A 21,569-nucleotide genomic window follows, 5' to 3' on the forward strand; every position below is an offset into this window, starting at 1 on the left:
CATGTTTAAAAATCCAGACTTCTCCTCTCTTGGCTTGGGATCTCAGTCTGCCACATCGCGCGATGCATGGCTTGCTGAACTTAAAAAAGAAACAGGAAAAAGCTTTGAAGACTTATATAACACGACAATGGAGCAAATCCAATTAAAACCTCTCTATACAGAGATGGATTATGAAGGGATGACACACCTTGACTATATGGCTGGTGTACCTCCATTCTTGCGTGGACCTTATTCCACAATGTACGTAACTCGTCCTTGGACAGTGCGTCAGTACGCTGGTTTCTCTACAGCCGAAGAATCCAATGCGTTCTATCGTCGTAACTTGGCAGCAGGCCAAAAAGGTTTGTCTATTGCCTTTGACCTTGCTACTCACCGTGGTTATGACTCCGACCATCCTCGCGTAGTGGGCGACGTTGGTAAAGCGGGCGTTGCAGTTGACTCTATCCTCGATATGGAAATTCTATTCTCCGGTATCCCTCTTGACCAAATGTCCGTATCCATGACAATGAACGGCGCCGTATTGCCTGTTATGGCATTCTACATCCTAGCTGGTGAAGAACAAGGTGTTGATAAAAAGGTTATGGCCGGTACAATCCAAAATGATATCTTGAAAGAGTTCATGGTACGTAATACCTATATTTACCCTCCAGCTACGTCCATGCGTATCATCGGTGATATCTTTGCGTATACATCTCAAAACATGCCTAAATTCAACAGTATCTCTATTTCTGGCTACCATATGCAAGAAGCGGGTGCAACGGCGGATATCGAATTAGGTTATACATTGGCCGATGGTCTTGAATACATCCGTACCGGTGTCAATGCAGGCCTTCATGTTGACCAATTCGCACCTCGTTTGTCCTTCTTCTGGGCTATTGGCAAAAACTACTTTATGGAAGTGGCTAAAATGCGTGCGGCTCGTATGTTGTGGGCTAAGATTATTAAGAGCTTCGGTTCTGAAAATCCTAAATCTATGGCTCTTCGTACACATAGCCAAACATCTGGTTGGTCCTTAACAGAACAAGATCCGTTCAACAACGTGGCTCGTACATGTATGGAAGCGATGGGCGCCGCATTGGGCCATACGCAATCCCTACATACGAATGCGCTTGATGAAGCTATCGCATTGCCTACAGACTTCTCTGCACGTATTGCGCGTAATACACAACTTTACATCCAAGATGAAACTAAGGTATGTAAGGTTATCGACCCATGGGGCGGTTCCTACTATGTAGAAGCATTGACTGACGAATTGATCCGTCGTGCCTGGGGCCATATTCAAGAAATCGAATCCCTTGGCGGTATGGCGAAAGCGATTGACACAGGTCTTCCTAAGATGCGTATCGAAGAGGCGGCAGCTCGTCGCCAAGCTCGTATCGACTCTGGCCGTGAAGCTATCGTTGGTATCAATAAATACCGTCTAGATAAAGAAGATCCATTGGATATCCTCGATGTAGATAATACAGCTGTACGGGAAGCGCAAATCCGTCGCCTCGAACAATTGCGTGCTAACCGTGACGAAGATAAGGTTCAATCCTGCCTTGAAGCGATTACTAATGCTACAGAATCCGGTGAAGGCAACTTGCTTGCCCTTGCACTTGAAGCAGCTCGTGCTCGTGCATCCTTGGGTGAAATTTCCTTTGCTGTTGAAAAGGTTTGTGGCCGTCATAAAGCGGTTATCCGCTCTATTTCTGGCGTATACTCCAGTGAATATGAAGATGATGATGTAATCAAAGAAGTACGTCAAATGGCAGATGACTTTGAAGAACTCGAAGGTCGTCGCCCTCGTATCATGATTGCGAAGATGGGCCAAGACGGTCATGACCGCGGTGCCAAAGTTATTGCTACATCCTTCGCGGATATGGGCTTTGACGTGGATATCGGACCTTTGTTCCAAACTCCAGAAGAAACAGCACAGGATGCTGTGGATAATGACGTTCATATCGTCGGATTTAGTTCTCTTGCGGCAGGTCACAAAACATTGTTACCTCAACTTGTGGAAGAACTCAACAAGCGAGGTCGTGGAGATATTTTAGTTGCCATCGGCGGCGTAATCCCTGCTCAGGACTATGAGTTCCTACGCGAACATGGCGCAGTGGCTATCTTTGGCCCTGGTACAGTTTTGCCAGTAGCGGCGAAAAAATTACTAGAAACATTGACTAGCCACGTTCAAGACGAAGGCAATGACTGATAATAAACGGTCTACTCCGGATGAATTGCGCAATGCACAGGACGCTACTTTTACCACTGGTGAAGGTAAGGCGCCAGAATTAGGTGTAAAAAACGCAAGCGCCGAGGGTAGTACCTACCGTCCCGACTGGGTGCCAGAAGATGCGAAAAAAGATGATACCTTTGCGTGTCACGTGATGAAAGGCGTCAAGGAAATGCACGACGGCCTCTTGTCTAGCTCCACTCATCTGGCTCCGTCGGTACGTCCCGTACAGCGGCGAAAGAAGTTAACTGTCGCTGATTATGTACGCGGTATCGAGCAGGGGGACCGCGTTATACTTTCACGGGCTATCACATTAGTAGAAAGTAATAATAAGGACCATTTCAAACTAGCTCAACAAGTATTGCAAGCCGTATTGCCTCGTACGGGCAAGGCGTTGCGCATCGGTATCACCGGTGTACCTGGGGCCGGTAAAAGTACATTTATTGAAGCCTTTGGTAACATGCTCATTGAAGCTGGTTACAAGGTTGCCGTACTTGCTGTAGACCCTACAAGCCAAGTCACAAAAGGCAGTATTTTGGGCGATAAAACGCGGATGGAAACGTTGACGAAGCATCCTGAAGCCTATATTCGTCCATCGCCGGCTGGTGGTACACTAGGCGGTGTAGCTCGTAAAAGTAGAGAAACGATGCTACTTTGCGAGGCTGCTGGATATGATATTATTCTTGTCGAAACCGTTGGGGTTGGGCAAAGTGAAGTCACTGTGCGCTCCATGGTAGACTTCTTTATGCTCATCGTGCTTACTGGTGCAGGCGATGAATTGCAAGGCATCAAAAAAGGCGTTATGGAACTTGCCGATGCTATTGTAGTCAACAAGGCTGATGGGGATAACCTCAAGCGCGCTCTCATCGCTCGTAGCGATTACGATCGGATGTTGCATTACATTCGTCCTGCTACGGAAAAATGGAAAACCCAAGCCTACACATGTTCTGCCGTTACAAAGGACGGCCTCGACGAATTGTGGGATGTCATTCAAGAGTTTACTGAACAAGGTAAAGACAATGGCGTATTCCTCAAACGTCGTCAAGAACAATCCCTTCGTTGGGTACGCGATATGATTGACGAACACTTGCACAACCTATTCTTTAACAATGTAGTCATTCAAGGTCGTATGGGCGAAGTAGAAGCCGCAGTTTTAGATGGCGAAATGAGTGAATCACAAGCCGTCGAAGAATTAATAGGCGTCTTTGACAAGTCCTTAAAATAAATTCTATACATATAGGCATAGTATCTATACTGCTATCGGTTTGTAATCGATAGGAAATGATAGGTACTATGCCTTTTTTTCATGAAATGCATAAGTATGACTTTTGTAAAAATCATATTTAGTATATAATTTAGTTATAGATGTATACTTCATGGGTTATTTTAAAAGGAGAGATTTATTTTGAATCCATTAGTAAAAAAACTGACAACAGCAGTATTGTGTGTAACTGCTCTTACATCCCCATTATTCATGAGTGGCTGTAGTTTTTCTAAGATTGCCAATGGGGTGCAACAAGGCGCTCAAAAGGCATCGCAACAGGACATTAAAGTGTTCAATAACTATATCGAAGCGATTGGCGATTTTAATAGTTGGTCCGTACGCTTTGGATATGCTATCAATCCGTCCGTTCAAAAACTAAAAGAGGGGCAACATTTAACAAGCTTCATGGCACCACACTTTGATACCTTACAACAAAAGTTGCAAGCTGCTAAAGACGCTGGCGTACCATATGATGATATGAAGGAACCTTTAGACAACGTATTGGCTGTATTAAAGGATATTGTACCAGTAGCCAGTGAATTGGATACGTACTACCAAACTAATTCATATCAAGCAGATAATTATGCTAAGGAACAACAATTAGGACCTAAATACGTTCAACTATATGATCAATTCTATGCAGCATATAATCAGTTAGACGCAGTAGTTCACAAACACAACACAGAAAATCAACAAGAACAGTTGAAAGAACTTAAAGATTCTGGTAAGAAAAACGCAGCCGCTGTTCAAGAAGTTCATTTACGCTTAACGGCTTTATTAGATGGCTTTGAAGAAGGCAAACAAATCGATGTAAATGCAGCTAACCAAGAGTTACAAGGCATTATGGATGTAGCTGGCACCGTTACGAGTCCAGAATATAACACTGCTAAGTCTCAATTAAATACAACGATTGGTAGAGTTCGTACATTCTTAGGTGACCAATCAGCTGATCATTACAATGATATGATTGAATCTTACAATCGCTTCATTGGCAGCATGAATCGCTTGGATATTAATAAACTTGATAAATAATATCTAGCTATGTACGAATCGATTCTGTGCCATTTATGAAAGCCTGCGCTTCATAGCGTGCACAATATAAATAGTACATATAAAAAATTCATACAAATGTACATAAAATTGTACTAAAAAGGGCTACATCAAATAGCATGTCTATTGATGTAGCCCTTTTTCTGTATTTTCTTATACTAGTTAAGATCTTTGTCAGATTGTATGCATCAATTAGTATATTTTTACTCATCTATCGTAAGCCCCATATGTTTTGATGTATGAAAACGTGGTATAATTATTAGATAAGAGCCTAAATCGGTGTGGGTTTTGGAGGTTAGTATGAGTAGTATTACACATTTATTTGTAGCTGGTGGTTTCGTTATGTATCCACTCGTTATTTTCCTTGTGGTGACACTAATGATTGGTATAGAACGATTCTTTCTATACCGTAAATTCCGTAAGGACATGCGCCAATTTACTGCTGTTCTAAATAATCATCCAGGTTGGATTATGCTTCCAACCGTATTAGAACGAGATACACAAAATCTAGGCACTCTCTTTGCAAAGGCTTTGCGCAGTGCAAAAAATTACAATGGTTTAGAAAACCGTTTGCAAGATTTGGTAGGCTATACCGATGAACGATTAAAACGCGGCCTTGGGTGGCTTAACATGATCGTTACCATGGCACCGTTGCTCGGCTTGCTCGGTACCGTTCTCGGTATGATTCGCGCTTTTGCCGTTGTAGGTGGAGATATTGGAGCGCCTACTATCATCACCGGTGGTGTATCCGAAGCCTTGGTAGCTACTGCTACAGGTCTTACGGTGGCCATCATTGCTCTTGCCTTTCACTGTTATTGTGCAGCAAAGGTGAATGATTTTATCGTAGCCTTAGAACATGAATGTGGCAGCATTCTCGATGCGTACAACGAGGAACATGACCTATGAGACGTCGTACATTAGGAGTGAAAAAAGAACCGACCATTATGATCATCCCTATGATTGATATCGTATTTTTTCTATTGGTATTCTTCATGGTCGGCACTTTATACATGAATACGGAGCAACAAATCCCGTTAAATTTACCATCCACATCGACTTCGACGGCTAAATCCATTGAACCGATTATCATTACTCTCACCACATCGCATAAACTCTATATCGATAACCGCGAAATTTCTGCGGATAATCTGTCCCAAGAGGTACAGGATATCGTGCGGACCACGCCACGACAGGCCTTTGTTATTCGCGCGTCTAAGGACGTGTATTATAACGAGGTCATCGCCCTTCTCGATATGCTGAAAGTAAATGGCGCTAAGTACATTAGTGTCGCTACGGATCGGAAGTGATTCTATGTTTGAATCCCATTATTTTCGACCGTTTTTGATATCCCTGTGCATCAGTATTCTCATGATAACGGGCATGGGGCTTTCACTAAAGGGCATGAGTGGCACTGGTGCAGGCCAAGAGGCAGCTGAGATTAGCTTTGATTTGGCCGATGCTGGTGAAAGCGAACACGCCGAGGATCATCCGACGGTAACGCCGCCACCAGAGGAGGCAAAACCGCCTACAGATGCACCTGCGTCGGTAGCTCAGAAACAAGAAACGAAACCGTCTGTAAATACCGTAGAACCACAGAAAACTATAGATACAGAACAACCAGCACCGGCTACAAAACGTGAATGGGCTGTTCCAAAGGCCATAGAATCTGAGGCCACTGGCGGTGAGACGGGCGTTGTGACACATCAAAAACAGGAACAACAAAAGAAATTAGTAGGCAATGACGTATCGACGGACCCTAATGCAGTAGGCAATGGTCTCGATAATACAGACAAAGACCTATCCTTTTTTGCAGATGCACTTAATTTGCTAACACCAGGCCAACGGGCGTGGCTTGAACAATCGGACATTAATCCTACGGAATATTTGCGCCAAGTAAAAGAACAAGGCCAATCTTCATCCGTGCGCGGCGAAGCCGTTGTGCGCGTTAACTTTGACGCCAATGGCAATGTCATCGTCGGTGTTAATACACCGCGTATCGTAGAGGACTCTGTTCCTCCCGATGTACGAGATGAAGCCATTCGTATCATCAAGAATAGCGGTAGCATTATCAATAAACGAGGACAAGTTGTATCCCTTGCCATTCCTGTCGTACTAGGACAATAAAGAGGCATACCTAACATACAAGAACGTATGTAAGATATGCCTCTTTTGTTATGCGCACTACATGCTATTTTAGAAATTCGTTATTCGACTACGTGCTATGTTATAAATTCGCTGTTCAACTACTCACTTTTTTAAAGCCGTTTTCGTGCTATTGAACACCGCATAGTAAATGATGACGCCACCGATGAACAATGTCACTTGCATTTGTGTAGTATATTGATCGACGCGCCACAACGCAAAGGCATAGAAGAACATGGTAATGAGCATAATTAAGAAAGCCACGATGCGACGCACATTTGTATGAACTACATCGGATGTAGCGATGCGACCTTTATTGATGGCTACATATATAAGAGATACTAAAATATCCACTGCGTATACGCTTAAAATCCAGTTGATAGGCATATCGTTAAATACGAATAAGCCGAGGACGATAAAACTGATGAGGAAAAATAATTTCATCAAAGTCCCCGCTGTTTGCGATTCTTTAGGTTGTTGTATGCGTTCTTTGCGTTGTTTCTTCGCCATGATGTACTCCTATATGTGTGTATTATTAGTATGTTGATACGAGATATAACTTATTTATACATTACTATTATAATAATAAATTACAAATCAATCTATATACAAATACAATGCCAAAATAAAATGTCGAAAGAGAAATACAATGCCGGATAGAAATTATATGTTGAAGTGTATATGAGGTATGGAACTATTAGTACAATTTCAACTTAATTACAAAATACCGAACATTAAGAAATGCTAATATATATATTATTCGGAAAATTACATAAGATTTATTGAACCAAGCTTTTACATATGGTACAATTATTATATAAAAAATCTAGCTTTCACCATGCAAAGGAGACATCATGATACCACGTTATACACGAGAAGAAATGGGCCATATTTGGAGCGAACGCAACGAGTTCGACACAATGTTATTGGTTGAAACATTGGCATCTGAAGCGCAAGCTGAGCTTGGCGTTATTCCGAAGGAAGCGGCAAAAATCATTCGGGAAAAGGGCAATTTTGATGTTGAAAGAATTCACGAAATTGAACGTGAAACAAATCATGACATCATTTCCTTTGTTACTGCTGTGGGCGAATATGTAGGCCCAGAAGCAGCTAAATACATTCATCTTGGCTTGACATCCACAGACGTTAAGGATACTGCACTTGGCTATATGATGAAACAATCTTGCGATATTTTGATCGAAGATTTGAAACAATTACACGCTGTATTGCGTCGTCGCGCTGCAGAATTCAAACATACGCCTATGATTGGTCGTACTCACGGTATTCACGGCGAACCTACTACATTCGGTTTAAAACTTTGCCTTTGGATGGCAGAGGTAGAACGCGATATCGAACGCATGGAACATGCTCGTAAAAGCGTTGCTGTTGGTAAATTATCCGGTGCTGTTGGTACATACTCCAACATCGACCCATTCGTAGAACAATACGTATGTGAAAAACTAGGCCTTGAACCTGTTAAAATTGCCACTCAAGTCGTACAACGTGACCGTCACGCTGAACTATTGTCCACCATTGCTGTTGTAGGCGGTACATTGGATAAAATCGCTTTGGAAATCCGTCACTTGCAACGCACCGAAGTGCGCGAAGCTGAAGAATACTTTAGCCCTAAACAAAAAGGTTCCTCCGCGATGCCTCATAAACGTAATCCTATCACTTGTGAAAGAATTTGTGGTATGGCTCGTTTATTGCGTGGTTATGCACAATCTGCGTACGAAGACCAAGCTTTGTGGCATGAACGCGACATCTCCCATAGCTCTGTAGAACGCGTTATCTTACCAGATGCAACCATCGCGTTGAACTACATGCTTCACCTAACAATCCGTACCATCGATAAATTGTTGGTATACCCTGAAACAATGCTTAAAAACCTTAACCTTACAGGTGGCCTTGTATTCAGCCAAACAATTTTGACACACCTCGTAGATAAAGGGGCCGTACGTGACGAAGCATACCGTTGGGTACAAAAACACGCTATGGAACGCTGGCTCGAAGGCAAAGACTTCGCTACAGGTCTAAAATCCGATGAAAACATCAAAAAATACATGACCGACGAAGAAATCGATGCATGCTTCGATCCATATAAACTATTGAAACACGTAGATACAATAATGGCTCGTTTCGGCCTATAATCCTTAATGTATAGGATGGTCCGTCCAGAAAGCCGACACGCTACTGCGCTACGCGGAGCCCGAAGTCGTTTTCTGAACGGACCATCCTTTTTGCATTAAATCTTCTATGCCGAAAACGAGCCATAGAGGCAGACAGGGCAAAGTCGTTTTGAGAAGGGTACCCGTCCTTTTTCGCTATAGATTCTATGCCGAAATGAGCCATTGAGACGAGAAAAAGCTGACACGCTACTGCGCTACGCGGAGCCCGGCCGGTGGAGGCTCTTATTTTATTTACAGCAAGTGCCGTATTTTCTTACGGTGCTTTTATTAGTTAACGTACATAGGGGAGGTGGTGGTACCGGTAAAAACATGACTTTGGCCCTGCGAAGCCCAAAGGGCGAAGCAGACCCGGCCGGTGGAGTGTTTTTACCGGTACCACCACCCAAATCTGGAGGATACATGAAAAGCACCATAAGAAAATACGCACCGCCTATCTTTCATTGCATTAACGATTTCGGTCAAGGTTCTCTCGCTGCATTGATACCGTTTTTTATTGCTAATTTTAATCTCAATTATTATCAATCGGCGGCGATTATTTTCTGTAATACCATTGTGGCGTCTATTGCGCAGCCTGTGCTTGGATATGTGGCTGACCGGTGGCGTGTGCAGTGGTTTATTCCTGTAGGTTTTGCGGTGACGCTCGTATCGATTAGTGCCATTGCACTGGCTACGAGCTATGAAATGATTTTGGCCTTGGCACTTATGTCTGGAGTTGGGGCTGCGCTATTTCATCCTGAGGCGGCTCTTCTTGTAAATCGTACACAATCTCACGAGATTGGCAATGCCATGGGGCGCTTTGCGGTTGGTGGCAGCGCTGGTTTTGCCTTAGGGCCGCTCATTGCTGGTGGTGTTTATGTCTTTGGCGGCCAATTCCTCTGGGTATTTACGGCTATTGCCGCGCTCGGCGTGTTGCTATATCTATATGCTTTCACAGGTCATACTACTGAGGCCGAAGATACGCGTGAATGTGAAAGCCAAATTAAGGGCACAAATACAGGCATAAACGATTGGGTGAGTTTTACAAAGCTATTTTTCGTCATTGCATCTCGATCAATTTTGTTCTCCATATTATCGATTTTTATACCGATTTTATACATTACCGTTATCAATGGCGAAGCCGGTGCATCGAGCTTGGCACTTACTATGTACTTTGCCATGGGGGCTGTCCTCACCTATATGGGTGGTGCACTATCAGATAAGCTAGGCTTTCTAAAAACAGTGCGTTTAGGTAATATTATATTTTTACCATCTGTATTAGTGTTTATCTTCGTACCGAATGCATGGGGATTCTTTGGCGCCATGATACCAATGGCCTTTGGTGTATTCTCACAATATGGACCTATTACCGTTTTAGGTCAAAAATACCTTGCTAAAAATGCAGGCTTTGCATCAGGCATTACATTGGGCCTCGGCATTACATTAGGTGGCATCGTAGCACCATACATTGGACATTTAGCAGATATTTACGATGTACAAACAGCGTTGATGACACTGATCCCTGTTGGTGCGTTAGGATTATTAATGAGCTTCTGGTTGAAAGAACCTAAATGAAATAATTGTTATACAGCATAGGCTTGTGCTAATTTTTAGGGATGCATAATATACGTCTTTAAAATTAGAACAGGCCTGTTCTAATTTGTAGGGGCTCCTATATCTCTGTTTTTAGAATTAGAACAGGCGTGTACTAATTTGTAGGTGGGCCCTTATATCCTTGTTTTTAGAATTAGAACAGGCGTGTACTAATTCGTAAGGGCACATATATACGCGCGTTTGAATTAAACTCTTTATTTAGTCATTCCGTGCTTTGCTATTATGTTGTATAATAACTATGGATTAATTTGACTTTCACAATTGGAGGACATAGATATGGCAACAAGTATGGTAATCGGCACTCAATGGGGTGACGAGGGTAAAGGTAAAATCGTTGACTGGATTGCGGAACGTGCAGACGTTGTAGTGCGCAGTCAAGGCGGTAATAATGCAGGTCACACTGTTGTAGTAGATGACAAGGCATTCGCGCTTCGTTTATTGCCAAGTGGTATTTTGTACGATGATAAACAAAATATCGTTGGTACAGGCGTTGTTATTGACCCTAAGGTGTTGTTACAAGAAATTGAAGGTCTTGAAAAACAAGGTAAATCTGCTAAATCCCTTCACATTTCTGACCGTGCTCATGTCATCATGCCTTACCATATTGCGCTTGATATGGCCGAAGAAGCATCTAAAGGTGATGCTAAAATTGGTACTACTAAAAACGGTATTGGCCCTTGCTATGCTGATAAGGTAAACCGTATCGGCATTCGCATTTGCGACTTGTACGACATGGAAACTTTCAAACAAAAATTGGCGTACAATGTTGAATTTAAAAACAAAATGCTTACAAAGGTATACGATGCTGAACCTGTTAATTACGATGAAATCTTAGCAGATTACATTAAATATGCAGAGGCTTTGAAACCTTATGTAACTGATACAAATAATGCTGTGTTGAAAGCGATTAAAGAGGACAAAAAGGTATTGTTCGAAGGTGCGCAAGCAACTATGCTCGACCTTGATCATGGTACATATCCATTCGTAACATCCTCTCATCCAATCGCTGGTGGTGCTTCCACAGGTGCGGGTGTAGGTCCTAACTATTTGAAAAATATTTTCGGCGTTGTGAAAGCTTACGCTACACGTGTTGGTGCAGGCCCATTCCCTACAGAACAACTTAATGAAATTGGTGAAGAACTTCGTACGCTTGGTCATGAGTTCGGTACTGTAACAGGTCGTCCTCGCCGTACTGGTTGGTTAGATCTTATGGTTGTAAAATACGCAGCAGGTCTTAGCAGCCTTGATTATTTAGCTATTACACGTTTGGATATTCTTGATTCTTTCAAAGAATTGAAAATCTGTGTAGGTTATAAATTAAACGGCAAAAACGTGGAAGGCTTCCCTGCTAGCTTGAACGATCTTGAAGCATGCGAACCTGTATATGAAACATTGCCAGGTTGGGAAACAGATATTTCCGGCATCCGTTCTTATGATGAATTGCCTGAAAATGCGCGTAAATATGTAGAACGTATTGCAGAAGTAACAGGCGTGCCTTTGGGTATCGTATCTGTTGGTCCTAATCGTAACCAAACAATCGATCTTGTTAACGTATTTTAATCTGCTGTAGCAAATTATTATAAAAAATAATAAGCGGAGATTCTTATTAAAGAATCTCCGCTTTTATGCGTATTTTCTATCTCATAAATAAATTTAATTATTCAATTAAAATATTTTAATGAGAATAAAAAGAAAAAAATAGATTTAGTTATAAAAATAGTATATAATAGTATAAAAGTAGATTGATAATTTTTGATGTATATTGAGGAGTTTTCTTATGGTTGAAGTTTCTTATGAACGTTTAGCGACGATTTTTAAAGCGCTCAGTGATGAAACAAGATTACATATTATAGATATGTTGTCCTGTAATGAATTGTGTGCAGCAGATATTTTGGCAAGCTTTAATTTGTCTCAATCCACATTAAGCTACCACATGAAAATCTTAATTGATGCTGGCGTTGTAAATTCTCAACGTAATGGTCTTTGGACTCGCTATTCCATCAATGAAGATACATTTGGTGACATTTTGGAAATCATTCCACAATTGTACAAAACTAAAGACGAATGCATTTGCGCACAAATCAAATACTGCCGTCTTGATGAACACGAAAAAGACGCGTAATCATGAGACGCTGGATTATGCATGTTGATATGGATGCTTTCTTTGCATCCGTAGAACAACTGGATCATCCTGAATATAAAGGCCACCCCGTTATCGTGGGTGGTCTTTCTTCGCGTGGCGTAGTGGCTACTGCATCTTATGAGGCTCGAAAATTTGGCGTCCATTCGGCCATGCCTATTTCGCGGGCTAAAAAACTTTGTCCGCACGGCATCTACGTGTATCCGAATATGGCTCGCTACAAGGAGATTTCTCAGATCATTCACAAGGTGATGGAGGAATTTACACCTATCATTGAGCCCTTATCTCTGGACGAAGCCTTCTTGGATGTTACGGGTATTACCCATAAATTCACAGGCCCTAAGGCATTGGGCCGTGCCATTAAGGACCGCGTGTTTGAGGAAACGGGGCTCATCATTTCGGCGGGACTGGCTCCGAATAAATTCCTTGCTAAACTGGCCTCTGACCTAGATAAGCCTGATGGGCTTGTGGTCATTCCTTATGGTAAGGAATGTGAAAGCCTCGCAAATTTGCCCATAAAACGCATATGGGGTGTAGGCCCTAGCACGGAACGTCGCCTTAAAGATGGTGGTTTTGCCTTGATAAAGGATGTGCAGGCCTTGTCGGATGAGAAACCTCTAGTGCCTTATGTGGGCAATCAGGCACGGCGTATTTGGGAACTGGCACGAGGCATCGATGACCGGCCTGTAGAACCGGATCGTCAAATCCAATCCGTTGGTAATGAGGAGACCTATGAAAGCGATGTAGAGGACCCGGCTGTTATCGATTTAGAACTTCATTACTTTGCCAATCGCGTAGCCAAACGATTGCGTAAATATGGTTTGATGGGTCATACCGTGTCGATTAAGGTGCGATACAATGATTTTAAAACTGTATCTCGTCAGAAACGACTAGATTCTGCTACGGACCAAGAACGTATTATCTATGATACATCCGTACTATTGTGGAATAAGCTTATGCGTGAACGGAGCAATACTAGACAACGGGAGGCTCGCAATACTAGCCAATCGAATCGCCGTGATACTAAAACTTTCACCGACAACGCTAATGATAGACCGATTACGGAGAATCGTGAGATGATGGGCACCGCACCGTTACCTCAATTTGATACATCTGTTCTCGATATGCCGCACAAGCCGATTCGCCTCTTAGGTGTGACGGTTAGTGGACTTTCAACAGAAGGAATTGTACAAGACGATTTATTCTCTATTGAAACGGGCGAGAAAGATGAGAAGCTTTCAACCGTGCTAGACTCGTTGGCATCTAAATTTGGCGAAGGGGCCATCATGAGTGGAGCCCTTTGGCGTCGTGCTCACGGCGATGGTGGAGAACGGCGAAAACGGTCGGAATTAAAGGCCGAAATGGATTTAGATAATGAAGAATAAAATTCTTTCAAGAATAGAAACATTCATGATACAATGTACATGTATAGAAATGTGTATACGTATGAAACTATCTGCAAGAGAGGTATAAATATGAGTATATTTCGTGTGGCCATTCATTATGGCGTAAATAGCAACGGGGTTTTATCTTATGATACAGATACAAAAACCGTAACGGTGGATCTACCTGAACAAGAATGGATTGACAAGGTACGTGCATACTTAAATGAAGACCATGCTATCGAGCATGCTACAGGTCTTGATACGTATGAACGGTTGACTGTAAAACCATTAGAATCTTTGGATAACTTTAAATTAGCTCTTACACGCATGTGGGAAGCCATCGACGTACAAGTTGATTGGAGCCGCCCGGCGTAATTAAAATGAACCCCTTCGTAGCCATGTTGGTGCTATGAAGGGGTTTTCTTATTGTGGCTATAGTTGGAGTGCGTATTTAAATATTACTCATCAAATTTCTTATTTGTTAGGTCTTGATACATAAGCTTAGCGATTTCATACTGTGGGTTGCCAGCTTGCAATTGGTGTGACGGTAGTTTAAATACAGCCTCAGCTCTTTCGTCTTTCTTGATGTTGATGCCTTTTACATCGTCAGAACGGCTTATGGAAATGGTATGGGTTGTTGGATTTATGAAGTACGCATTTACATCGATGCTGAAAGCTTTATTTTCATCTTTTCTCATGATTGTACGTAAAATCATAGCTGAAATAGCAGTAGTACCATCCTTTTCGCCTAATAGCTGCTTAGATGTGTAGTCTACATAATCTGCATAGACGTAAATATCGCCAGGTTTGGCCTTATCATAATCTTGTGTATAGGCTTCTACCAAACGCAAATCGAGCTGCCTGCCAAATGGTCGAGAGAACATTTCGCTTTGTAATTCGCGTGTTTCACTAACAGGTGGATAGAACGGTATAGGCGTTAAACCTTTTAGCATATCTGTACGAGTTTCGTTTTTCCGTTTAGCGCGACGTTCTGCAGTGACCTTGTCTAAGCGTTCACGCTCCTTTAACATGGCCTTTTCTTGTTCTTCTTTAGATTTATAAGTTTTTACGGATACAACACGGTTACCAGACATAGTGACTGTCGAATAAATTGGTTTACCGTTAGTAGGTTTTCCCTCAGAAGCATCAAGCGTAGATTGTACTATAGCTGGTGTTGCGCTTTCAATTGATTTTCTTAACTCTGGAATATTGGCGTAATCCATATCAACCACAGCAGTATCTGTGCTTTCACTTGGCTGCGCAGGTGTAGCCCCGTACGCGGATGATATAGCTAAGACAGCTAATAGTGAACTGGTAATAATCGATCGTTTACATAGTTTCATTACACATACCTCTTTTTATAAGAACTCTCTAATACTATCAACAGTTGTATTATAGCATAGTTCTTGCGTAGATAGATTTAAAAACGATATAATAAAGTATACATGCGTCTATAGCTCAGTAGGATAGAGCAGCAGTTTCCTAAACTGCGTGTCACTGGTTCGATTCCGGTTAGGCGCACCATAGATAAATACTGGCTTATTAGTTGGTTAGATTTTTTTGTTATCAGAAAAATAAGCCAATTAATAAGCCTTTTTTATTGTTTATGGCTGTATTATAGAACTGATTGGAGCGATTACATTATGGATAAAAAGTATATTGATTCTCTAGTAAAATGCATACTGAGATCTGATGCATCTGATTATAATATAAAATACATTGCTCAAGATTTAATTGAAATTGATGATGAGGGGAAGCCGGCTACAACTAAAGAGATATATGTGAGTACTGTAAATCACAAAACACCTATATCTGAATCCTGGGTGGCTATTAATTTGATTATTTTTACTTTGTATGATGGTTACCTTGAAGATAAATATAATCTTAATGAGGGAGATTCCTTTAGGGCACATTATGAAGGGTTACCAACAAATGATGTGTTGGAGATTATTTACAAGAACTGTTATAGAATTATAAAATTGATAAGGAATGCGGTACAACACAATTTAAGTAATATTGTTTTACAGCAGAATATATATAAAATTAAATATCAATATGGACAAACTACTTTTGGTATAGAAATAACATTTGAAGGACTTAATTATTTATATACCTTGATTTTGAATATTGTTCAGGATTGTATTATGGGATTGCCAAATTTCTATTTGAACCAAGGCTTTAAAGAAGGTATCTTTTATACACAATATATTAAGATGATGAAAGAGATCTCTAATTTTTCTGATGATATATCTACTAATTTGATTCCTGTTCATGCATCATTGCAATTGAGGGATATTTATCGTTTTTCTGTTAGAAATCCCATCATTGTTGAAGAAAATAGTGATGAGATTATTTTTAAGCATCATGAAAAAAATATGATCGTTGATGAAAATAATGTTTCCTATCAATATTCTACTGATTATGTGTATAAAGAGTATCTTTTGCCTCAAGAGATAGGTGAATTAATAAAACCTGAGGAAACAGATATACAAAAAATATATAGCAATATTAAGATAAAATTTAATAAAAAAGATTTGCTAGATAAGTGGAAAATTCAAAACTAATTCAAACCAATATATATATAAATAGACCAATTAATTTATTGGTCTATTTATATATATTAAGGGTTAACTTTATGATATTATTTATATAGAAAAAATATAATTTACAGATTTAACTTATCTAAAGCGCTAATAGCAACTGCCTGATCAGCAAGTGCTACATGAGAGTAAATGTCTAAAGTAACATTAATACTAGAATGACCTAGTCGTTCTTGTACGATTTTAGGATTTACACCTGATAGAAGTAAAAGTGTGGCATGGGTATGTCTTAAATCATGAAATCTAATGCGTCTATTTATCCCTGCTCGTTGTAGTAGCTGCTTAAATAACCTAGAGCTATAATGACGAGCATGAAAGCCTTTACCAAGTAACCCACCTATAATTCTAGAATCATTTTCATAGAGATCTTCTAGTTCTTTCTTATAAGCGTTTTGAATCTGTTGGTGTTCTTTTAAAGCAGATATAAGGCGTTGGCTTATCTGTATTTTCCTTCCGATTCCAGTTTTAGGTGAGGTTATATTTTGCTCTTTAACTTCTGATTTTGACCGCTGAACAGTGATATAAGAATCAATTACTATATCGCTCCAACGAAGGGCCATAATTTCTCCTAAACGCATTCCTGTTTCAAGTGCAATATAGATACCCATATATAAATCTGCGGAGACCATTATCTTATGTGAGTTTTTAATTGCTTTGGCTTCCGCTAGCTCTTGTTGCGCTTGATTGATTAATGTTTGTGCTTCGTATTGAGAGAGAGGTTGTATCTCTGCTTTAGTTTGTTTGGGAGATTTAGTTAATCTCACAGGGTTTTTGTTAGTTAATCCTAGTTTTAAGGCAGTATCAATACAGTTAGCGAAATATCTGCGTTGATTTCGAACGGTAAAAGGAGATAATCCAGTATGGTTTCGTCCGCCATGGGTTAACTGTTTATTGAAATAGTTTTGAAGTTGTGTTGGTTCTAATTGATCTAGTCGGTGCTTAGTAAAGGCTTGTCTGATAGGAGCTAGGCACACTTTATAGATTTTATATGTAGCAGGTCTGACCGCATTTTTTACATAAGTTTCTAACTATTCATCAATCCATTCACTAACCAGTGGATTTTTAGTCAGTTTATTATCCTTAGATAGGCTAGCTTTCTTCCATTCTTTTGCTTTATGTTTTGCTTCTGCAGCAGTAGATCCATAAATATGTTTACGTTTTTTTATACCTAGTGAATCCTCATAGGTTAGTCTGACAACATAGTGATTGCGCTTTTTATCGTGAAAGATACTACCTTCACCATTACTACGACGTTTCATAGAGCATTTTTACCCTTGATTTCTATATTATATAGATAGCGTTGAAAATCATCCTGTTTTATTAGAATGCGACGACCTACTCGAGTTGTTGGAATCTCATTACGATTAATTGCATTTACAATCGCTGTACGAGATACATTTAGATAACTTGCTATTTCATTTATGGTGAGCCAGTTTTTATTCATCTTAATTCTCCTTTTTTAAGGTATTAAAGGTATATACCCATTTATTATTAAGGTTTGCAGAGGATTATTTTCGCTGATTGTGTGCTTTTTGAGTTTCAACATATGTGGTTTGATTATCAGCATCAAACCAGTACTTCGTTTCTCCTTTATAAAGGGTGTGTATCATATTTATTTGTGTATATAACTCCTCTAAATGATTATTTAGTTTGTAATTATAATAGAATTGGAAGATAAGCATAGCGCTAAGAATAACTACTAATAACTTTTTTCCAAAACTCCAAAATTCAAGCGTTTCACGACCTTTATTTAGCATCTTTTCATAGTTTTCGATTGTTTTATCTAATCGATCACATTGTCCTTTACTATAAGCTATACCTGCCTCTTCAATATTTTGGAAAATCCGTTTTAAGTCAGCTGTGGTGCGTTCATGTGCTGAATTAGCTGCATTATCTATACGTTTATCTAAGTCTTTTATAGATCCGATAACATTACTGGTTATAGATTCAAATTTATTTGTTGATATATTAATTGTCTTCTCAAGAGACTCCATTAATTCACTTTCTTCTCTAATTTTCTTCTGGAGCAATTCTCCTAAAAAAATGACATCAGTACTTAATTGGAGGTTTTCTTTTTTTATATTATATAAACGTTTTGCAATTTCCTCTTCTTCTGTAAGTGGGGAATCTATTGAAATAGACTCTTTCTTTGGAGTGGAATAGCTGCCTAATGAAAAACCACCTCTACTTCGACCATCATATTCTAACTCTTTACGACGCTTTTTATTTAGTATATTCATAATTACCTCCCTAATGACATAGAGCGTGTTCGTGCTAGTTTTCTTGTACGCTCTCTATCTAATGTTTTAGATTGCTCTAGTTCCAATGTTTTGGTTGCTATTTGTTGGGTATAGTTTTCTTTATTGATTCGAAAAATAGCTTGCATAGTATCTTTAGAAGAAAGATTATTTAATGTAAATGTTTTAGCTAAATTAGTATTACGCACTTTTTTTAAGGGGTCATTGATATAGGCGAATGTTATATGTTTGCGTGTATTGGACCAATTACAAGTTAATCCACATTCATTGCAACGCAATATAAAATCTGTTTTATTCTTTGCGTGTTCTAAAGCTGTATAAACCTTTTCTGCGATATCCGCTTTCCAAGATTTACCATGTTCAATTAGTTTATGTTCTATAATGTTATGTGTAACGACATGTCCTTGTTCATATTGTTTACGACCAATACTTAAAGTGGTATCTAAGCCTAGCTCATGTGCTTTTAATTGGACCTTTTCCATGATGTCATGCATCCCTTTTCGTCCGGCTATTTGTAGTTTATTACCAGTTTCAAGATTTACCGAGTTGATAACTATATGGACATGCAAATGTTCTGTATCGTTATGCATCCCTAGCCAGATTTGATTGTCCGGAAATATTTTTTTTGTAATCTCTATTGACTTCTGGAATAATTCCTTAGGTGTAAATTTGGTTTCCTCTGCTGGCGAAAAGGCGAGTACCATATGATGAGCTTCACGCCCACCGTATTTTTGGAAGGTATCCCTAATAAGTTCAAAGTCGTGAATTGCATCTTTATAGTAAGGACTACAATTAATACCATCAGAAAATATAATACGGGTGTTAGTAGTGCCTTTTTCGTACTGTACGTACTTTATAGATCCCGCTGCGCTACTACTTCCTTTGCCTGCGCTAATAATTGCCATAAATCCTTTAGCTCCTGTTCGTATTCTACGGTTAAAATAGGACTTTTATAGTTACGTGTTATCATCCAATGGCGAATGGTATTGTAGTGTCGTTGTAGTCCTAATAAAGGCCGTAAAATTGCTTGTGTATCTATTTCATAAATTGTGATTTTGCCTTTTAGTATAGTTGTAAGTATAAATGCTGAAATCGTCATTCCAGTACGATTTGCCAATTCGTTAATAATAAGCCATTCATCATCTGTTAATCGTATGTTTAGGCGGCGTGTTTTTCTTTGATTGTTCATTGTTAAATCCTCTTATGGGGTGCAGGGGACTCCCGCCCGTCGGAGACGAACCAAGCTACTTTACGTATAATGCATAAGCATTGTATGTACAAGTAGTATGGTTCGTACCGATGCAATCATATTAATACTCTGAATTTTGTGTACGCTGTAACAGTGTTTCAAGTTCCTTAATCGTGGTTATATTGTATGTTTTCTCTAAGTAGATAGCGATATGATTGCGTCGGGCTTGTAGGCGAGCATCTTTCTTTTCTTGTAGTTTGTTTAAACGCTCATTTGCAAGCCTTATTTTTTTGTCTAACTCTTCATCACTTATTCTTTTCATGGGTATAGTCCTTTTTTATGGTCATTAATGTTTTCTGTAATAGAGGTTGATTAAATATCAATAAGTCGTTTATATCTTTGATATTTTCCGGAAGTGGTTCTTTAAAAAGATTCCATAAATTTATAGGTGGTGATAATCCTACTTTTGAGGAGATTATTTTGGCTAGAGTAAATGCATTTGAACCAGCTTCGTCTAGATCAAGTGCTAAAATAATTGTGGCTGAATTGTTTTTAAGAAATTCTTCATAAAAGTGTTTAAGTTTTGTAACGCCTCCTAGAGCAATTACATTGGGGTAATCACAAGCTAGAAGGGATAAAGCATCAATTTCTCCTTCGGTAATGATGAATGGTAGTGAGTTGTAAAATTTATTAGCAAAAAAGTAATCTCTTAAATCATAAGAACGATTATATTTAGGGTTTCTGTCATTATTAAATCTTTGGATAAAGCCCTTATCTCCAACTGGTATGATGTATGCATCTAGTGTTTCATCATAGCCAAGACTATATTCTTCGACAATATGTGATGGAATAGAACGTAATGACCATTTATCATCTATTAATACTTTATTAGTGGTGCATAAATCTATGTATTCTAAAATTTGTTGGTTATCAACTTTTTTGTGTTGATAGTATTCATAGTGAGCTGATGGAATAGGATTGTTTGGATCTAGATGAAAATAATTACAAATATAAAAGTATTGATTTACAAAGCCCTGTATATGATCTACAAGTTCGACTAGATTAAATAAATCTAGTACTAGACCACATACCTGACATTTTAATCTTAGTTTTCCATCCCTCCTCCCTTTATACAAACACATGGAAGGATTATTATCTGTATGACTTGGATTTAAACAGTGATATTTATAGCGGGTAGTGGTTGTTAAATTTTTTGATTTTAAGTAATCAGGTAAATATGTTTGTACAATTTTAATATGATTAGGTTCAATTGGATATTGGATTTTATTCATGTATATGGCCTTTCTATGGTTGTAGATAAGTAGTATCTATCCACTAGTGATAGATGAAAAAGGCTCTGCACATACTAAAAAAGGGTGCACAAAATAACCCTGACAAATTATTAAAATCTGATAGGGAATTGCGCACCCAAAAATGCGCAAAGTTTAATATAAACCTTGCGCATTAGACAGCTGTTATATATACTAATAGTGCAAGGATTTTTCTTTGAACGGGAAATACTTAGCGAAGCTCATAATGGTTGCCGCCAT

General features: G+C 39.5%; 23 protein-coding genes and 1 tRNA gene. 14 read left to right on the forward strand and 10 right to left on the reverse strand.

All coding sequences use genetic code 11. The features are described 5' to 3' along the window. The first annotated feature begins 1 nt into the window (after position 1). The 6 genes from scpA to HMPREF1151_RS00295 all read left to right on the forward strand — a co-directional run bounded on the left by scpA (position 2) and on the right by HMPREF1151_RS00295 (position 6,650). Positions 2-2,191, forward strand: coding sequence for a methylmalonyl-CoA mutase (scpA, locus tag HMPREF1151_RS00270; RefSeq protein WP_005378012.1), 2,190 nt, complete (start codon positions 2-4; stop codon positions 2,189-2,191). Further along, entirely contained in the window at positions 2,184-3,437 is a 1,254-nt protein-coding gene (gene meaB / locus HMPREF1151_RS00275; RefSeq protein ID WP_009660710.1) for a methylmalonyl Co-A mutase-associated GTPase MeaB, read from the forward strand. Before scpA ends, meaB begins: the two co-directional genes overlap by 8 nt. A gap of 180 nt (positions 3,438-3,617) precedes the next feature. Further along, positions 3,618-4,508, forward strand: coding sequence for a DUF3829 domain-containing protein (locus HMPREF1151_RS00280; RefSeq protein WP_009660622.1), 891 nt, complete (start codon positions 3,618-3,620; stop codon positions 4,506-4,508). A 318-nt stretch (positions 4,509-4,826) separates the two neighbouring features. After that, positions 4,827-5,432 (forward strand): MotA/TolQ/ExbB proton channel family protein, encoded by a 606-nt coding sequence (locus HMPREF1151_RS00285; protein ID WP_009660713.1) that lies wholly within the window; start codon positions 4,827-4,829, stop codon positions 5,430-5,432. Continuing rightward, positions 5,429-5,833 (forward strand): biopolymer transporter ExbD, encoded by a 405-nt coding sequence (locus HMPREF1151_RS00290; RefSeq protein ID WP_005378118.1) that lies wholly within the window; start codon positions 5,429-5,431, stop codon positions 5,831-5,833. Before HMPREF1151_RS00285 ends, HMPREF1151_RS00290 begins: the two co-directional genes overlap by 4 nt. A gap of 61 nt (positions 5,834-5,894) precedes the next feature. Further along, complete coding sequence (locus HMPREF1151_RS00295; RefSeq protein WP_009660722.1) at positions 5,895-6,650, forward strand: hypothetical protein; 756 nt, start codon at positions 5,895-5,897, stop codon at positions 6,648-6,650. 123 nt (positions 6,651-6,773) lie between these two features. Here HMPREF1151_RS00295 and HMPREF1151_RS00300 read toward each other — a convergent pair whose 3' ends face one another. Beyond that, the gene (locus tag HMPREF1151_RS00300) at positions 6,774-7,178 is read right to left on the reverse strand and encodes a hypothetical protein (RefSeq protein WP_009660594.1); all 405 of its coding nucleotides are present in this window, start codon (positions 7,176-7,178) and stop codon (positions 6,774-6,776) included. A 344-nt stretch (positions 7,179-7,522) separates the two neighbouring features. On the opposite strand from HMPREF1151_RS00300, the gene purB reads away from it, so the two are divergent. The 6 genes from purB to HMPREF1151_RS00330 all read left to right on the forward strand — a co-directional run bounded on the left by purB (position 7,523) and on the right by HMPREF1151_RS00330 (position 14,347). Further along, positions 7,523-8,818 (forward strand): adenylosuccinate lyase, encoded by a 1,296-nt coding sequence (gene purB / locus HMPREF1151_RS00305; RefSeq protein WP_005377976.1) that lies wholly within the window; start codon positions 7,523-7,525, stop codon positions 8,816-8,818. A 438-nt stretch (positions 8,819-9,256) separates the two neighbouring features. After that, positions 9,257-10,408 (forward strand): MFS transporter, encoded by a 1,152-nt coding sequence (locus HMPREF1151_RS00310; RefSeq protein ID WP_009660598.1) that lies wholly within the window; start codon positions 9,257-9,259, stop codon positions 10,406-10,408. Positions 10,409-10,723: 315 nt separating this feature from the next. Further along, the gene (locus HMPREF1151_RS00315; RefSeq protein WP_009660681.1) at positions 10,724-12,007 is read left to right on the forward strand and encodes an adenylosuccinate synthase; all 1,284 of its coding nucleotides are present in this window, start codon (positions 10,724-10,726) and stop codon (positions 12,005-12,007) included. 217 nt (positions 12,008-12,224) lie between these two features. Then, the gene (locus HMPREF1151_RS00320) at positions 12,225-12,569 is read left to right on the forward strand and encodes a helix-turn-helix transcriptional regulator (RefSeq protein ID WP_005377990.1); all 345 of its coding nucleotides are present in this window, start codon (positions 12,225-12,227) and stop codon (positions 12,567-12,569) included. Positions 12,570-12,571: 2 nt separating this feature from the next. Then, complete coding sequence (dinB, locus tag HMPREF1151_RS00325; protein ID WP_232197993.1) at positions 12,572-13,972, forward strand: DNA polymerase IV; 1,401 nt, start codon at positions 12,572-12,574, stop codon at positions 13,970-13,972. A gap of 90 nt (positions 13,973-14,062) precedes the next feature. Then, positions 14,063-14,347 carry a hypothetical protein gene (locus HMPREF1151_RS00330; protein WP_009660675.1) on the forward strand — a complete coding sequence of 95 codons (285 nt, stop codon included), beginning with the start codon at positions 14,063-14,065 and terminating at the stop codon, positions 14,345-14,347. Between the two features lie 83 nt (positions 14,348-14,430). Here HMPREF1151_RS00330 and HMPREF1151_RS00335 read toward each other — a convergent pair whose 3' ends face one another. After that, positions 14,431-15,315 (reverse strand): hypothetical protein, encoded by an 885-nt coding sequence (locus HMPREF1151_RS00335; protein ID WP_009660593.1) that lies wholly within the window; start codon positions 15,313-15,315, stop codon positions 14,431-14,433. A gap of 104 nt (positions 15,316-15,419) precedes the next feature. Between HMPREF1151_RS00335 and HMPREF1151_RS00340 the strand changes: the two genes are divergently transcribed. Next, positions 15,420-15,496, forward strand: a tRNA-Arg gene (locus HMPREF1151_RS00340). Between the two features lie 119 nt (positions 15,497-15,615). After that, on the forward strand, positions 15,616-16,536 hold the full coding sequence (locus HMPREF1151_RS00345) for a hypothetical protein (protein WP_009660680.1): 921 nt from the start codon (positions 15,616-15,618) through the stop codon (positions 16,534-16,536). 101 nt (positions 16,537-16,637) lie between these two features. On the opposite strand, the gene HMPREF1151_RS00350 is transcribed toward HMPREF1151_RS00345, so the two are convergent. The 8 genes from HMPREF1151_RS00350 to HMPREF1151_RS00385 form a co-directional block, all read right to left on the reverse strand. Beyond that, positions 16,638-17,336 carry a site-specific integrase gene (locus tag HMPREF1151_RS00350; RefSeq protein WP_156795041.1) on the reverse strand — a complete coding sequence of 233 codons (699 nt, stop codon included), beginning with the start codon at positions 17,334-17,336 and terminating at the stop codon, positions 16,638-16,640. Between the two features lie 264 nt (positions 17,337-17,600). After that, a complete protein-coding gene (locus HMPREF1151_RS00355; RefSeq protein ID WP_009660697.1) occupies positions 17,601-17,831 on the reverse strand; it encodes a hypothetical protein in 231 nt (76 codons plus the stop codon). After that, on the reverse strand, positions 17,828-18,016 hold the full coding sequence (locus tag HMPREF1151_RS00360) for a helix-turn-helix domain-containing protein (protein ID WP_009660619.1): 189 nt from the start codon (positions 18,014-18,016) through the stop codon (positions 17,828-17,830). Before HMPREF1151_RS00360 ends, HMPREF1151_RS00355 begins: the two co-directional genes overlap by 4 nt. A gap of 64 nt (positions 18,017-18,080) precedes the next feature. Continuing rightward, positions 18,081-18,812, reverse strand: coding sequence for a hypothetical protein (locus tag HMPREF1151_RS00365; RefSeq protein ID WP_009660737.1), 732 nt, complete (start codon positions 18,810-18,812; stop codon positions 18,081-18,083). A gap of 2 nt (positions 18,813-18,814) precedes the next feature. Then, positions 18,815-19,735 (reverse strand): relaxase/mobilization nuclease domain-containing protein, encoded by a 921-nt coding sequence (locus tag HMPREF1151_RS00370; RefSeq protein WP_009660654.1) that lies wholly within the window; start codon positions 19,733-19,735, stop codon positions 18,815-18,817. Further along, complete coding sequence (locus HMPREF1151_RS00375) at positions 19,684-20,019, reverse strand: hypothetical protein (protein ID WP_038141042.1); 336 nt, start codon at positions 20,017-20,019, stop codon at positions 19,684-19,686. Before HMPREF1151_RS00375 ends, HMPREF1151_RS00370 begins: the two co-directional genes overlap by 52 nt. Positions 20,020-20,140: 121 nt before the next feature. After that, positions 20,141-20,341 (reverse strand): hypothetical protein, encoded by a 201-nt coding sequence (locus HMPREF1151_RS00380; RefSeq protein ID WP_038141045.1) that lies wholly within the window; start codon positions 20,339-20,341, stop codon positions 20,141-20,143. Further along, positions 20,325-21,311 carry a toprim domain-containing protein gene (locus HMPREF1151_RS00385; protein ID WP_009660673.1) on the reverse strand — a complete coding sequence of 329 codons (987 nt, stop codon included), beginning with the start codon at positions 21,309-21,311 and terminating at the stop codon, positions 20,325-20,327. The genes HMPREF1151_RS00380 and HMPREF1151_RS00385 overlap by 17 nt, the downstream gene beginning before the upstream one ends. Between the last annotated feature and the right edge of the window lie 258 nt (positions 21,312-21,569).

Origin of the sequence: Veillonella sp. ACP1 (genome assembly GCF_000286635.1) — a bacterium.
Lineage (GTDB): Bacteria > Bacillota > Negativicutes > Veillonellales > Veillonellaceae > Veillonella > Veillonella atypica.

Excerpts from the sequence above, each read along its gene's own strand:
- HMPREF1151_RS00330 (WP_009660675.1), top strand. The coding sequence starts at position 14,063 with ATGAGTATATTTCGTGTGGCCATTCATTATGGCGTAAATAGCAACGGG.
- HMPREF1151_RS00290 (WP_005378118.1), top strand. The coding sequence starts at position 5,429 with ATGAGACGTCGTACATTAGGAGTGAAAAAAGAACCGACCATTATGATC.
- HMPREF1151_RS00335 (WP_009660593.1), bottom strand. The coding sequence starts at position 15,315 with ATGAAACTATGTAAACGATCGATTATTACCAGTTCACTATTAGCTGTC.
- HMPREF1151_RS00365 (WP_009660737.1), bottom strand. The coding sequence starts at position 18,812 with ATGAATATACTAAATAAAAAGCGTCGTAAAGAGTTAGAATATGATGGT.
- scpA (WP_005378012.1), top strand. The coding sequence starts at position 2 with ATGTTTAAAAATCCAGACTTCTCCTCTCTTGGCTTGGGATCTCAGTCT.
- purB (WP_005377976.1), top strand. The coding sequence starts at position 7,523 with ATGATACCACGTTATACACGAGAAGAAATGGGCCATATTTGGAGCGAA.
- dinB (WP_232197993.1), top strand. The coding sequence starts at position 12,572 with ATGAGACGCTGGATTATGCATGTTGATATGGATGCTTTCTTTGCATCC.
- HMPREF1151_RS00300 (WP_009660594.1), bottom strand. The coding sequence starts at position 7,178 with ATGGCGAAGAAACAACGCAAAGAACGCATACAACAACCTAAAGAATCG.
- HMPREF1151_RS00370 (WP_009660654.1), bottom strand. The coding sequence starts at position 19,735 with ATGGCAATTATTAGCGCAGGCAAAGGAAGTAGTAGCGCAGCGGGATCT.
- HMPREF1151_RS00285 (WP_009660713.1), top strand. The coding sequence starts at position 4,827 with ATGAGTAGTATTACACATTTATTTGTAGCTGGTGGTTTCGTTATGTAT.
- HMPREF1151_RS00380 (WP_038141045.1), bottom strand. The coding sequence starts at position 20,341 with ATGAAAAGAATAAGTGATGAAGAGTTAGACAAAAAAATAAGGCTTGCA.
- HMPREF1151_RS00355 (WP_009660697.1), bottom strand. The coding sequence starts at position 17,831 with ATGAAACGTCGTAGTAATGGTGAAGGTAGTATCTTTCACGATAAAAAG.
- HMPREF1151_RS00310 (WP_009660598.1), top strand. The coding sequence starts at position 9,257 with ATGAAAAGCACCATAAGAAAATACGCACCGCCTATCTTTCATTGCATT.
- meaB (WP_009660710.1), top strand. The coding sequence starts at position 2,184 with ATGACTGATAATAAACGGTCTACTCCGGATGAATTGCGCAATGCACAG.
- HMPREF1151_RS00320 (WP_005377990.1), top strand. The coding sequence starts at position 12,225 with ATGGTTGAAGTTTCTTATGAACGTTTAGCGACGATTTTTAAAGCGCTC.
- HMPREF1151_RS00345 (WP_009660680.1), top strand. The coding sequence starts at position 15,616 with ATGGATAAAAAGTATATTGATTCTCTAGTAAAATGCATACTGAGATCT.
- HMPREF1151_RS00295 (WP_009660722.1), top strand. The coding sequence starts at position 5,895 with ATGATAACGGGCATGGGGCTTTCACTAAAGGGCATGAGTGGCACTGGT.
- HMPREF1151_RS00315 (WP_009660681.1), top strand. The coding sequence starts at position 10,724 with ATGGCAACAAGTATGGTAATCGGCACTCAATGGGGTGACGAGGGTAAA.
- HMPREF1151_RS00385 (WP_009660673.1), bottom strand. The coding sequence starts at position 21,311 with ATGAATAAAATCCAATATCCAATTGAACCTAATCATATTAAAATTGTA.
- HMPREF1151_RS00360 (WP_009660619.1), bottom strand. The coding sequence starts at position 18,016 with ATGAATAAAAACTGGCTCACCATAAATGAAATAGCAAGTTATCTAAAT.
- HMPREF1151_RS00375 (WP_038141042.1), bottom strand. The coding sequence starts at position 20,019 with ATGAACAATCAAAGAAAAACACGCCGCCTAAACATACGATTAACAGAT.